Consider the following 12,879-nt stretch of genomic DNA (forward strand, 5'->3'; position numbering starts at 1 on the left):
CCTGGAGAAAAGTGATGTCTGAAAAAGCAGGCGAGATTTATTACGACATCGAGGCCGATGTTTCTGGCTTGCTGAAGGCGCAGGGAAAGGCCAATAAGTCACTCGACTCAATCGGCAACTCTGCCACAACAGCAGCCAAAAAGATGGATGAGCTGCAGACGAATATCAACCGCGTCGCCGGAGCTATAGCCGCTTCACTCGTTGTTGACTGGGGTAAGGCATTCCTCGTTGCTGCTGACAACATGAGCCAGCTAAACGCGCGCATTGAGAGGCTGACGGGCAGCGCGGCGGCCGCATCACAAACGATGCAAAGCCTGATGCGTATCAGTTCGTCCACGGGCGGTTCGCTGCAGGATACCGCGAAGTTATGGGAAACCCTCAGCACAGCGTTGCGTGATACCGGTGCGACTAACGGTCAGATCATCCAACTAACAGAAACCCTCCAGAAAATCGGCCGTATCGGTGGATCGTCATCCGAGGAAATGGCGAATGCGCTCCGTCAGTTCGGACAGTCGATATCTTCTGGTGTCGTGCGGGCGGAGGAGTTCAACTCCATTCTTGAGCAAATGCCTGAACTGGCGCGCCAGATTGCTACAGGGATGGGAGTAAGCATTGGAGAGCTTCGCCAGTTGATGCTGGATGGAAAACTGACGGCAGAAGATGCACTCAATGCTATCCAGAAACAAACTGGCTCAGTCAACTCTGAGTTCGAAAAACTGCCGCGTACACTGTCGCAGGCCAATACCGCACTGACCAACTCTTTCCTTTCGATGATTGACTCAGTTAACCAGGCAACCGGTGCCAGTAGTGGCCTGGCGGCGGTTATCGATTCAATGACAGCTGCGCTCGACAGACTGGTAGGAAAAGCGGCGTCGGCAGATGCTCAGATATCAGATCTGAATAGCACGGCTGAAATGTTCACGCGCCGGGCGCGTACCTGGTCATGGTTGGGTCTCGACGGCTGGGAGGCGCAAAATAAGGCGCTTGCCGGGTTGAGCAATAAGGCCGCCATGCTGGTTGGCGATCTGGCTGCTGTTTCCAAGGCATCCCAGAACGCCGCTAACACAAAGCCGATCGAGATTAAAACGACCGGCACCGCTACTGGCAGCAAAGCGAAAGGCGGAAAGTCTGCGGCACAGAAAGAGGCTGAGCAGTACGCAAAAGCTCAAGAGTCGGTTAACCAAAAACTGGACGAACTGCAGCAGAAATCTGAGCTGGCAGCCAATAGCGTTGGCGAACTATCCCGGGCTCAATCAATACTCAACGCCCAGCAATCACTGGGCAAGGATGCAACTCAGGACCAGATTGCGCTGGCCGGGCAGTACGCTGCCAAAGCATGGGATAACGCAAATGCTTTGCGTGAGCAGGCTAAGGCTGAGAAGCAGCGAACTGATGCGGCCAATAAGTTCAGTTCCATCCAGGGGCGAGCAAGCAAGACGGCCGGTATTGATAGCCAGTATCAGCAGGATATGGCCGATCTGAATCAGTACGCTCAACTCTATCCACAAAAGGTTGCCGAGGCTGAGGCAGCCCGCGCTGCTATCGAGCAGCAATACAGGGATCAGCGCAACGCGGCGATGTGGGAAGAGTGGTCACAGCAGAATGCCGCGACGCAAGCAGCGTCTGCCGCCTTTGAGGCTTTTGGTAATAACGCATCCAACGCCCTGACAGGCATTATTACAGGCAGCATGTCAGCATCAGATGCCCTTCGCTCGATCGGCAGCACCGTTCTGAACAGCGTCATCAATACCTTCGTCCAGATGGGTATGGAGTGGGCGAAGGCAGCAATCATGGGCTCCACAACACAGCAGGCAGCCATTGCAGCAACCACAGCTGCCCAGGTTTCAGGTATCGGGGTGCAGACCGCAGCCAGCACAACAGCAGCTGCGGCGACCACAGCAGCGTGGACACCGGCGGCGATCATGTCATCCATTGCATCATTCGGCGGTGCGGTGGCTATTGGTCTCGGAGCGGTGGCGGCAGTTGCAGCCTTGTCTGGCAAGCGCAAAAACGGCGGTCCAGTCAGCGCTGGCGGGATGTACCAGGTCGGCGAAGGTGGCATGCCGGAGATATACCGGGCCAGCACAGGGAAGCAGTACATGATACCGGGCGATAATGGCAAGGTCATCAGCAACAAGGAATTGCAGGCCGGTGGCGGTGGGGTGGTCATCAACATCCAGAATTACACGTCATCCTCTGTTGATGCGCAGGCCGGAACCGATGCAAATGGCGGGGTAACCGTCGATGTAATTGTGGCTGACCTTAATAACGGCGGTCCAATTAGCCAGGGTATAACGGGTAATTTCAACGTTAAGCGCACGCCGCGGGGTCAAAGTTAATGGCAATAATTGATTACCCTGGCTGGTTGCCGCTCGCGCAGAAGGCCAGCAAGAATATGACGCTGGATACCGGGTTCCTGACTGACCAGCCAGCAGTCGGACCGGCAATCTTCCAGAACCAGACTGATGACCTGAAGGTGACCTGGTCACTTACCTGGATTTTCACCCTGGATCAGGAGAAGGCTTTCCAGCAGTGGCTGCGCAGTCCGAACTACCTCAACCGTGGCCTGAACTGGTTCCGCATGCCGGTTAATATCGGAGGCAGTGGCCTCCAGATGCAGGAACTGCACTTCACGCAGATGCCGGTGCAAACCAGCATTGATGGCGGGGTTGTGACCTGGACGGGCACGGTGATCGCGAATCGCCTGTATAACGCTGATGACGAGTTCGACGACATCATTGTAGAGCTGCCGCCACCTTGGAATACCTGGCTGGATATCATCGTTACCGGTTACCCGGACGGGCGCGATCCGGAGAGTCTGCCGAGGGTTCCCTGATGCCAAGTTACCGTGAATATCGACAACAGCGCCCGACGCGCGGCCTGTACGACACCATCACGTTCTACCACCACTCGTTTGGCTATGTCCGCCTGGTCAATAAGCAGTTCTTCGAAAAGATACTTGGCGGGCAGGTGTACACGCCAGCCAGGTTCGAAATCGAAGAGAGTCAGCAGAGCGGTACGCCGGTGATCGACGCGACGGTGAAGCTGGGCCGGTTGTCGGCAGATGTGAAAGCGCTGATGAAGCAGTGGAAGGGCGCAGCCCGGCTGACGGCCATCACCGCCACACGGCAGATATTCGACAGCGCTGACGTATCGGCCCCGATTAAATCATGGCAGCTATACGTGAAAACCGTCGATATCGACACGGACAGCGTCTCGGTCACGTTATCCATGACGAACCCGCTGAACAACAATATCGGAAGGCTATATGACCCTGTCGAATACACCGGCCTGCAGTACCTCTGATTTTATCCGGAGGATGATCGGCGTGCCATGGTCTAACCGGGCCTGCTCGTTCGAGAGGGTCGATTGCTGGGGCCTGGTGGTGTTGTACTTCCGCCACGTCCTTGGCACTGAACTGCACCAGACGCCGGACTACGAAGCCGGGGCTGACTTCTTCACCTGCTATCAGGGTGATGTGACGTTCTGGCGCCCGGCCGACAAACCGGTTGAGGGCGGGATTTTCGTCGGCTATCAGGGCTCGCAGCCTGCGCATGTCGGCCTGGTACTGAAACGCCAGGCGCTGCACGCGCGGGGCGAGGGCGGAAGCGTCCGGATGGACTCGTTGCTGGTTATCCAGCGGGCATTCACCAGAGTGGAGTATTTCGAATATGGCTCTGATTGAGCTGCAGCGCTTCCCCGGAACGCCAAAAGAACGATACAGGGTGCCAAACGGCACCCTTTTTTATTCCTGGCTTACGGAGAACGACAGCAACCTGCACCGGGATCTGCTCATCGTGCGCAATGGCGTTACGCTGGGTGATGACGATCAGCTGGATTTTGAGCTGAGTGAGATGGACGTTATCCAGCTGTTCGACCAGCCAAAGGGTATTATCGGCGACATCCTGAGTCCAATCTTCAAGGTGGTCGGGCAGGTGTTCTCCTTCCTTGCTCCGAAGCCGGCCATCGCGAACACCGGCGGCAACACCGTCGATTCGCCGAACAACAGCCTGACCGGGCAGACCAATACCGCCCGCGTGTATAAGGCGAAGCCGGACATCTACGGCCAGGTGCGTTCGTTTCCGGACCTGATTCAGGAATCGGTATTCGAGTACATCAGGCAGGATGATTTTGACGGCGGCCTGAAATACGTCACCGAGTGGATGTGCATCGGCATCGGGCATTACAGCTACGAGTCGGTGCGCTATTCGGAATCAAGCCTGGGCTCGCTGGCAGGCGCGGAATATCAGTTTTATCAGCCTGGAGAAGTCATCCCGCAGATCGTCGAGGGTTACGGCTTCGATGATGTGGATGGTCAGGAGGTTCCGGGCCAGAACGACGCTGACGATTTCCCGGTTGAAACGGCGACGGCTAATACGGTCGTGAGCGGCACGTATTCCGGTGGTCAGATAGCCATGCAGATCGTGAAGCAGGCCGAGTTCGACTACTTCATGGGTCTGGTATTGCCACACGCGGTGACGTTCACCATCAACGTCACCTATCCGACGGCATCCGGCAGCGTCACGAAGGATGTGCTGTTCTCCGGGACGCTTATCTCGGCGGTGGAGACCAACGACGGCGCGGTAATAGACCCGGTCACCTGGTACACGTTCACGATGGGGGATTTACAGGGCCCTTCTGACGTGCCGGCTACGGCCACAATTAACACCACCACTTTCATACTGAACGACAACGAGGCGCTGATAGTGGGCCCGTTCTTCTCGCCGGTGGAATCCACCGAGCTGTGGCTGCATACCCAGTCCAGTCTGGGCGGGAATAAACAAACCAACTGGAAGGTAGTTATCTGGAAAATCGACGACGATTACAACCAGATCCCGGGCACCACGGAGACGTTCACCTATTACCAGGGCACTCCACACGACCATACCAGCGAGGTGTTCTACCGCACGGACAAATTGACGCCTGCTGCCGGCTTCGGCAGATATGCGATCAGCTTCCAGCGCACCGACAACGCCAGTGACGCATCAGTACTGAAGGTGGAAGAGATTCACGCCATTAACATCCGCACGAACGTCGTTCACCCAACTGACACCCTGGTACGCGTGAAAGTGAGGGCGACAGAGAATGCCCTGGGTAGCCGGGAGCGCAAATACAACGCCCTAGTAACCCGTCACACCATCACTTACGACCTGGCGACGCAGACGGTGGACTACACGCTGCGTCCGTCTCGCTCATTTGCGGATGCAGTGGCGCACACCTGGCTGGTTATGGGAGCGCAGCCGGAAAGCAGCATTGACCTGTACGGCCTGTATGCGATCGCCGAAAGGCTGCCGGATGACCGGCTTGGGCAATTCGATTACACCTTTGATGACGAGAACGACTCGTTGGGTGACCGGGTGCGCGCGATCTGCAATGCCGCCTCGGTAATGGCCTACTGGGACGATGGCGCGCTGACGTTTACCCGCGATCAGAAGGTGGATTACCCGGCGGCGGTATTCAACCGGGCCAACATGAAAACGGACGAGTACAAAATCACGTATGAGGCCACTTTGCCTGGCGGATATGACGGTGTGCAGGTGTCATATGTTCATCCGACCACGAACAACAAGACCTACATCAACTATCGGGTCCTGAACGGGGTAATCGTCGAGCAGGAGGCGGAGAACCCGAACAAACTGGAGATTGTCGGCTTCCGTAACGAGTACCAGGCGCGGGAACGTGCGCTGCGCGAAACGCGGCGCCTGATGTATTCACGCGTCAGGATGAATGCCCGTGTGTTTGAAGACGGGATCATCCAGGTCGGCAGCGTTATCCAAATGCCGGACATCTACGACAGCAATCAGCAGCAGGGCTACATCACGGGACGCACCGGTAACAATTTCGATACCAGTGAGCCGATCCACTTTTCCGGCACTATGTATGTGCTGGTCACCGACAGCCTGGGCAACCCGACATTGCGATACCCGGCATCTCCCCGTAGCGATACACCCTACGGCTTCACAGCGGCGGTACCGGCAATCCAGCTCAATATCTGGAACGGCGACACCGTGCAACTCCCGTCGCGCTACCTGATCGCCACCGTTGAAGAGCTGGACAGCCAGCTGTGGACAGTTAACAGCATAAAACCCAACACAGATAACACGGTCTCGCTGACCGTATCCGAGTACAGCGACAGCATTTACCAGTAAACCTCGCCTGACAATCCCAACCCGGCCATCGAGCCGGGTTTTTTTATGGAAAAAATATGGCTACTCAACCTACACATTTGCCTGTTCCGAGTGAAACGCCGCGCGACCTGAAATTTAACGCGGGTAAAATTGACGAGTTCGTGACTTCAGATGCTCATTACTACACCGACAGGTTTGGCGTTCAGCACTGGACCATTGCTGGCATTGAATACACCGCAACTCAGGCAATCGCGCGGTTTGGCTATATCACGATGGACTCGTTTCAGGCTGGCGCAACACTGACATTGCCAAATCAGGTTTTGCGCGATACCAGCAACGGTGAGTATTACCGCTGGGATGGTTCATTTCTGCCAGCAGGGAAAATAGTTCCACCCGGCTCAACTCCTGATTCGGCAGGAGGTATTGGGATTGGTAAATGGCTGGGTGTAGGCTCGGCTGTTTTGGCTAGCCCTAATGATGGAGCTGGCGATGCATTGGTTGTAGTAAAACAGCCAGGCGACTCGGTTGGCAGAACCGTTCACGACAAAATGCTGGAGTCGATCAGCATTGCCGATTACCTGGCGGGCGGAGATGTTGCTGGAGCAATCATTAAAGCGGTGGCGGCGACGAATGGGACTATCATAGTGCCACCTGGCGATTACACGGCCGCACCAACCTTGGCGCAAATTCCATCTGTACTGAAATTGCTTTCGCGAGCAGAGTTTCGCGGATCGCTATCGATTAGTCTTCCTGCAGGTACAGTGAATCTGTCAGAAAAGACGGTAATCAGGTCGCAAAATGTCCATAACCTATCCATATCTGGCGTTAAATATTCGACATCGCTAACCGGCCTGGTAAGTGTTAGCGGCAGTCCAAAGGCATACTTGGTAACTATCTCTCTGGCAGATGCATCAAACGTCTCTGTCGGCGACGTAGTGATGATTCGCCACGATATCGCGGGAACCGGAGGCTATCACATTCATTGTGGTGGGTGGGTTGTTGCTGCGGTATCTGGCAATAATGTCACCGTAAAAAACACCTGCCACCTTTCTGCATTCCCGACATCAACGATTACTAGTGGGTCGGTAGTCATTCTGAAAAGCATTCTGAAATACGCTGGCTGTGATGGTATTGTGGCTGCAGGCGCGGGATGCATTAAGACGATAAATGGCGTCGCTATTGTCGGTGATTATGATCTGGCAACAGGCTCTGGAACTATCGGGGCGCATGGCTTCTCGCTTACCACTCCAGACATTACGGTCGCTACCCCAGACCCATCTAACGATGTTTTTGATGCATCAGGATGTATAGCGATAGGCCCTGATCTGGCTATTGTTGGCTTCGGCGAGCAGGGATTTGTTGCGTCAGAAAGATCCGGGGTGGTGTCAAACTTCATATCCTCATGCTCTAATCGCAAGCGCGGAATTTATGCCGAAGGGGCACACATACGCGGAAAATTCATGCTCAGCTCGGGGAATGGCGAGGATGGTATCATTTCGGATGTTGGGGGCGATATTCAGGCCAACGGCTCTATTTGCTCAGGGAATGGACTTAATGGTTTCTGGTCATTTAACCATAGTTTATTAAGTGCCCCAGGTGGCGTCTCGTGTGGTAACTTCACGAACGGCGCGGAAGCACGCGGTCCAGGCGCATTGAATCTACAAAATGGGAAGAGCTATTTAAACAGATTAATTGGTGTAACCGCTTCAAATAGCGGTGTAGTTATTTTCACTAATTCAACCGCCACACAAAACGGCACGGACGGCATGGTTGCTGTTTACGCTGGATTAATATCTGCCGACAATGCCAGTTCAATGAATAACGGCCGCTATGGGGTTAACGTAACTCACGCAAAAATTGTGCTTACAGGCTCGGGAAGCGTGACCGGAAACACAACGGCAGATTACATCGATAACGGTGAAGGCACGATAATCAAGCCAGACGGATCAATGCTGCCGAGGAATGCTGGCCCCCAAAGCATTCTGTCTATTCGTAACGCTAATCTCACCGGTGCCGACTTTACAGCGTCATCAATTGGAGATCTTACCCTCGCACAAAGGAATGCCTCTTCAGGCTCATTAACACCACTATATGTGTTCAAAACTGACGGGACCCAGCATCCAGTCAATGACGCTACACAAAACCTTGGCAGGGCAGCCAATCGCTACAATGTCGGTTTCTTCGCTGGCGGAACTCAGTCAACGTCAGATGCCACTCTGAAAGACCCGATCCGCGATTTCACCCATGCTGAACTCAATGCAGCAATGCGAATCGCTAAAATGTTTGGTTTCTGGACGTGGCTTGATGACGCTGGAAAACGCCTTCATGCAGGAACGACGGTGCAGGCGGTACTGGAGGTGCTGGAAGAAGAGGGGCTCGACTGGCGGAACTACGGTTTCATCGGCTTTGATGAATGGGAAAATGAATATGCACCCGTCACCATTGAGGTTGATGGCTTAGATATTGAAACTGGTGAGATGAAATTAGTGCGTGAAGCTGGCTCTGTCTGGCAGCTGCGCGATCAGGAGTTTGATCGGTTTGTGATGCGTGGGCTATCCGAAAGACTAAGCATTCTTGAAAGTAAGCTGGAGCCGTAATAATTTGAGGCCGCAAACCTTTATCTCAGGATTGCGGCCTTAATAAAACCCGGATTACGAAGTATTCTAATCCTGGCGCTATGGCGGACTGTCAAGACGTGAAGTCAACCCGTCTTCTTTATGCTGGTTGTTTTTCATGATCCGATAAAGCCACGATCATTCTTTTAGCCACAAAATCCCACACATGTTTTAAGGCGCGTTTGCGGTTCTCTTGTGGGTTAGCTCTTTTGATCGCCTCCTCCCAGTCAATTTTACCGTTAAATACTGCATGGTTTACATGCTTGATTCGGTCAGCAGGGATAGCATTAGGAGGTGTCAGAATGAAGCACCCAGACATAGCAGCCTCAATTACTGTAAGGCCTAAAGTTTCAGGGTGGGTGCAAATGAAAATATGCGCTTCGTTGAGTTCGTTAGCAAAAACATCAGCTGGCACGGAAAATCTGTTGTACGGCCTGACTGTGATATTTTCAACGTCAATATCAATCAGCCCTTCATTAGTTAATGTTCTTGCCTCATATTCAACAGGAATGCGATGTAAGTTCATCATTGCTGTCAAAGAGTAATCAGGGCGGCTGTAATCAAAAGAAGGATGGTCGATAAATATTCTCAGCTTTTCACCTTGCTTAGGGGTGAACTTTTTATCATCAGCAGCCCATCCAATATAAGCGTTGTGATTGATATGACGCTTTAACCTGTCCAGATTATCGAAATAGTTCTGCTCGCTGTCCATTATTGTCAAGGTCAGGTCGACATGGGCAGTGTCAAGCATTGATGCATCATAAATATGAGATACAACGCCTTTGAAGTTATTGCGAAGCCATTTGCACATTTCCACCGGCAGGGTGCTAAAGTAGCGCACGCCCGGGGCAACGATAGCATCATAACCTTCTGCTGCTTTAGCTAGGTTCTTTGCCCACTCCATGTGTTCAATTCCTGAGCTATGGCGAGGGAAGAAGCCAATTTCACAACCATTATCGCCCAGGCATTTAGGAAGGTAATACATCCACATAGCCGAAAAACTGTTTATTTCTTCTGGAGAGGTGATTTCGTTTCCAATAAGTAAAATTTTCAAGCGATTCCCTTTTTATTATTCTGTTGTTTAGATATTGTTATCAGATTCAAAAACTAACGTATCACCAAACCAGATACGGAATGGTAATTTTTTGCCATCAATAAAAGTTTCCTTTTCGGAGGTTATAACCTCGGATGACTCACGATCTATCAGTTTCCAGCCTTCTTCTGCGCTACAGGTCAGAAGGTAAGATGATGGCATGTCAAGGAGTGGGTGAACCTCACTCATAACTTCAACAGACACATCCAGAGAATTAAAGATCGGCAACTGGCCAGATTTCAGCCCAGTTAGGTGACTATTCATTTCTATTCTCCATATTTGGCAAACGAAGCATACCCGCGCAACGGGTGAATGATTAATATTTAAACAAGTAAGATTGTCCTGATCATAACTATAAAACGAACATCAGTAACGTTTTTTTGAAGCCTACCCACCATTAAATGGTCATTAACTCCATAAATCCCGACCTATCCTTGCCAGGCAACAAGCGAAGCTTAATGAATCCAGTCAGCCGCATTGATAGGCATCGCCGCATTGATCTGCACGCCCTTAAAAACTACTGTATATAAAAACAGTAAAAGGAGTGCAGATCATGCCCCGCCGTCACGACATTCACGCCGCATTTGTGGCCGCAATACAGCTAAACCCCAAGGGCTACCGGTGCTTACGCACAGAAGACTTTATCCGCGAGCTGGCAAAGGTCCACTGGCATTTCAGCCGGGCCGACGCCAACGAGTGGATACAGCGCTACCAGCCAGATTTCACGGATAAGACAACTGACGGAACCGACAATCACTACTGGATCCTGCGCAACATGGGGAGGGTTCACTGATGGGATTTCCTTCACCGGCGGGCGACTATGTAGAGCAGCGGTTAACACCGGAGTGTATCTGCGGGATCGGCATCGACAGCCGCATCCTGGAAACCTCATCCGGCTTTGCGGTCATCGAGCCGTGCACCAGGTTGGTACAGAATCAGGTTCTGCTGATTTTGTCCGGCGGACGGACTCAGTTTGCCCGGGTAATGGGTAGAGCGCTGATTTGTGATGATGGCGAAGCGATCGAGGGGGAGGCGGCGGAGGAAGTTGAGGTTCTGGGGCGAGTGACGTTCTTCATCAATAGCGCGATCGAAGACGACAGGGTGGTGTGATGTGGCGAGACAGGAATGGGACGATATTGGGACTCACATCGTTTTCGGTGGGTTCTGGTGGTTTTCGTTCTTTTCCTGTCATGGGACGTGTGAGCGCAGGTATGACGCGGTATGTTACTGTTTAATCAGGTGGTTCTAGGAACTTCTAAGCCGTAGGTCAAAGGTTCGAATCCTTTAGGGCGTGCCATTCAAAATCAATAAGTTACGACAAATCTCCCACCTCACCAATAAATCACGCCGGGTAAATTGCCGTGTATGTTTCCTGCCCCTAAAATCCCGCCACTAAGCATCAGCTTCACACACAATATTTAACCTACTCACGAATAGCTAATATTCTGTATCCACTCCCCTCTTAAATCTGCTTTCCTAAAAGTGACCCAATCTTTCGGGGGGCTGCTGTACGCATACGCGAGGGGCTGGCTGAAGAAACCGCGGCGAATGACCAGAAAACGGTTTACAAAATCGCGCGAAACCTCGTTTAACCTTCGGTTCCATTCTGCGATATAGTAGCGACATTCTCGTCTCACCTTCTGACAGGTAACACCGGCAATGGCTCTGATCCCCAAAAACTACGCGCGGCTGGAAAGCGGCTACCGTGAGAAAGCCCTCAAAATCTATCCCTGGGTATGCGGACGCTGCTCGCGGGAGTTTGTCTATTCAAACCTGCGTGAACTGACGGTTCACCATATCGATCATGACCACACCAATAACCCGGAGGATGGCAGTAACTGGGAGCTGCTGTGCCTGTTCTGCCATGACCACGAGCATTCGAAGTACACCGAAGCCGACATGTACGGAACCACCGTGGTGGCGGGTGAGGATGCGCAAAAGGATGTGGGGGCAGCCACCTACAACCCCTTTGCCGATCTGAAATCGATGCTGAACAAAAAATAATTCATGTAGTGTCCAGGCCGGGCAAGCGACGCGAACCCGGCAACGCCCGAACAGATAACGGGTGAGTATTCAGAGGAAATGATGTCCGGTATTGCGCATTACTATGTCCAGCAGCAGAGCATGAACACGCAGCAAGTGGCGACGCTATCGGCTCAGACCGCATCTTCAGGGGCGTCGCAGACCAGCGTCCCGGCCTCTTTTCAGCAGGTATCCCACGCATCGCAACCGATCGTTTCGCAGCCTGCTATCCCGACGCTCAATTCCGCTGATACCCGCCAGACCGCCGTTGCCGCAACGCCCGCCTCGTTTGGTCAGCTGGATCAGTACGCCCGTATCCAGGGCTGGAGTGAGAAGCAAATTGCGCTGATGAACCGCCTGTCTGAGTACAAAAACAGCCGCTCCGGTCCCGCCAGGAGGGCGCCAGGCGCAGGCGTTCGCGGGATTCGCAATAACAACCCCGGCAATCTGGAAGCCAGCTGGGCGTTTAGCTGGCTGGGGCAGAATGGCACTGACGGGCGTTTCGCCACCTTTGCTACTCCCGAACACGGGATACGCGCGCTGGGGGTCAACCTGCTCTCCTACCAGCGACGCGGACTGGATACCATCAGCAAAATTATCTCCCGCTGGGCGCCACCGCAGGATAACAACGATACCACCGCCTATATCCAGAATGTCAGCCAGGCGCTCGGCGTCTCGCCCACCACCCGGCTGGATGTAACCTCGCCTGACATATTACGCGCCCTCAGTAAGGCGATTATTCGTCAGGAAAACGGCAATGTGCCGTTTTCGGATGAGGTCATCAACAGCGGCGTCTTTTCGGCGCTGGGGATGACGGAGCTGTCTGGTGCCCAGCCTGCGGTGTTGAAAAGCATGCCGGTTGACGAACAGCACTCCCCCTTTGTGTTGCAGGCCCGCAAAGAGTAACCCGCGCTTATCTCCCTTTTTACTTTGTTGCCCCTGTTTACACTTGATCATATAAAGATAATGAGTGTAGTTCTCATTCTCTTTAGTGTTTGCGGGTGCACAGGGACTTTTCCGC

General features: G+C 53.1%; 12 protein-coding genes. 10 read left to right on the forward strand and 2 right to left on the reverse strand.

The features are described 5' to 3' along the window. Positions 1–14 precede the first annotated feature (14 nt). The 6 genes from FHC51_RS11060 to FHC51_RS11085 are packed head-to-tail and all read left to right on the forward strand — an operon-like array spanning position 15 to position 8,725. Entirely contained in the window at positions 15–2,339 is a 2,325-nt protein-coding gene (locus FHC51_RS11060) for a tape measure protein (protein WP_220435529.1), read from the forward strand. After that, positions 2,339–2,836 (forward strand): hypothetical protein, encoded by a 498-nt coding sequence (locus FHC51_RS11065; RefSeq protein ID WP_220435530.1) that lies wholly within the window; start codon positions 2,339–2,341, stop codon positions 2,834–2,836. Before FHC51_RS11060 ends, FHC51_RS11065 begins: the two co-directional genes overlap by 1 nt. Further along, the gene (locus tag FHC51_RS11070) at positions 2,836–3,306 is read left to right on the forward strand and encodes a DUF1833 family protein (RefSeq protein ID WP_220435531.1); all 471 of its coding nucleotides are present in this window, start codon (positions 2,836–2,838) and stop codon (positions 3,304–3,306) included. Before FHC51_RS11065 ends, FHC51_RS11070 begins: the two co-directional genes overlap by 1 nt. 13 nt (positions 3,307–3,319) lie before the next feature. Then, entirely contained in the window at positions 3,320–3,685 is a 366-nt protein-coding gene (locus FHC51_RS11075) for an NlpC/P60 family protein (protein WP_220436681.1), read from the forward strand. Beyond that, positions 3,672–6,149, forward strand: a complete 2,478-nt coding sequence (locus tag FHC51_RS11080) for a host specificity factor TipJ family phage tail protein (RefSeq protein ID WP_220435532.1) — start codon at positions 3,672–3,674, stop codon at positions 6,147–6,149. Before FHC51_RS11075 ends, FHC51_RS11080 begins: the two co-directional genes overlap by 14 nt. A 56-nt stretch (positions 6,150–6,205) precedes the next feature. Then, positions 6,206–8,725, forward strand: a complete 2,520-nt coding sequence (locus FHC51_RS11085; protein WP_220435533.1) for a tail fiber domain-containing protein — start codon at positions 6,206–6,208, stop codon at positions 8,723–8,725. Positions 8,726–8,843: 118 nt separating this feature from the next. Here the strand turns inward: FHC51_RS11085 and FHC51_RS11090 are convergent, their stop codons facing one another. Together FHC51_RS11090 and FHC51_RS11095 are read right to left on the reverse strand one after the other, a co-directional pair. After that, on the reverse strand, positions 8,844–9,797 hold the full coding sequence (locus tag FHC51_RS11090; RefSeq protein ID WP_220435534.1) for a glycosyltransferase: 954 nt from the start codon (positions 9,795–9,797) through the stop codon (positions 8,844–8,846). A gap of 27 nt (positions 9,798–9,824) precedes the next feature. Next, complete coding sequence (locus FHC51_RS11095; RefSeq protein WP_220435535.1) at positions 9,825–10,100, reverse strand: hypothetical protein; 276 nt, start codon at positions 10,098–10,100, stop codon at positions 9,825–9,827. 289 nt (positions 10,101–10,389) lie between these two features. On the opposite strand from FHC51_RS11095, the gene FHC51_RS11100 reads away from it, so the two are divergent. From FHC51_RS11100 to FHC51_RS11115, 4 genes are all read left to right on the forward strand, one after another. Continuing rightward, positions 10,390–10,629 (forward strand): hypothetical protein, encoded by a 240-nt coding sequence (locus FHC51_RS11100; RefSeq protein WP_220435536.1) that lies wholly within the window; start codon positions 10,390–10,392, stop codon positions 10,627–10,629. Beyond that, positions 10,629–10,946, forward strand: a complete 318-nt coding sequence (locus FHC51_RS11105) for a hypothetical protein (protein ID WP_220435537.1) — start codon at positions 10,629–10,631, stop codon at positions 10,944–10,946. Before FHC51_RS11100 ends, FHC51_RS11105 begins: the two co-directional genes overlap by 1 nt. A gap of 549 nt (positions 10,947–11,495) precedes the next feature. Beyond that, positions 11,496–11,840, forward strand: coding sequence for an HNH nuclease YajD (gene yajD / locus FHC51_RS11110; protein ID WP_103178545.1), 345 nt, complete (start codon positions 11,496–11,498; stop codon positions 11,838–11,840). Between the two features lie 120 nt (positions 11,841–11,960). Next, positions 11,961–12,764 carry a hypothetical protein gene (locus FHC51_RS11115; RefSeq protein ID WP_220435538.1) on the forward strand — a complete coding sequence of 268 codons (804 nt, stop codon included), beginning with the start codon at positions 11,961–11,963 and terminating at the stop codon, positions 12,762–12,764. The last annotated feature ends 115 nt before the right edge of the window (positions 12,765–12,879 follow it).

The organism is Leclercia sp. EC_58 (assembly GCF_019584355.1).
GTDB lineage: Bacteria > Pseudomonadota > Gammaproteobacteria > Enterobacterales > Enterobacteriaceae > Enterobacter.

What these genes read in the sequence shown, in the direction of transcription:
- FHC51_RS11060 (WP_220435529.1), top strand. Translation starts at nt 15, where the DNA reads ATGTCTGAAAAAGCAGGCGAGATTTATTACGACATCGAGGCCGATGTT.
- FHC51_RS11065 (WP_220435530.1), top strand. Translation starts at nt 2,339, where the DNA reads ATGGCAATAATTGATTACCCTGGCTGGTTGCCGCTCGCGCAGAAGGCC.
- FHC51_RS11070 (WP_220435531.1), top strand. Translation starts at nt 2,836, where the DNA reads ATGCCAAGTTACCGTGAATATCGACAACAGCGCCCGACGCGCGGCCTG.
- FHC51_RS11075 (WP_220436681.1), top strand. Translation starts at nt 3,320, where the DNA reads ATGATCGGCGTGCCATGGTCTAACCGGGCCTGCTCGTTCGAGAGGGTC.
- FHC51_RS11080 (WP_220435532.1), top strand. Translation starts at nt 3,672, where the DNA reads ATGGCTCTGATTGAGCTGCAGCGCTTCCCCGGAACGCCAAAAGAACGA.
- FHC51_RS11085 (WP_220435533.1), top strand. Translation starts at nt 6,206, where the DNA reads ATGGCTACTCAACCTACACATTTGCCTGTTCCGAGTGAAACGCCGCGC.
- FHC51_RS11095 (WP_220435535.1), bottom strand. Translation starts at nt 10,100, where the DNA reads ATGAATAGTCACCTAACTGGGCTGAAATCTGGCCAGTTGCCGATCTTT.
- FHC51_RS11100 (WP_220435536.1), top strand. Translation starts at nt 10,390, where the DNA reads ATGCCCCGCCGTCACGACATTCACGCCGCATTTGTGGCCGCAATACAG.
- FHC51_RS11105 (WP_220435537.1), top strand. Translation starts at nt 10,629, where the DNA reads ATGGGATTTCCTTCACCGGCGGGCGACTATGTAGAGCAGCGGTTAACA.
- yajD (WP_103178545.1), top strand. Translation starts at nt 11,496, where the DNA reads ATGGCTCTGATCCCCAAAAACTACGCGCGGCTGGAAAGCGGCTACCGT.
- FHC51_RS11115 (WP_220435538.1), top strand. Translation starts at nt 11,961, where the DNA reads ATGAACACGCAGCAAGTGGCGACGCTATCGGCTCAGACCGCATCTTCA.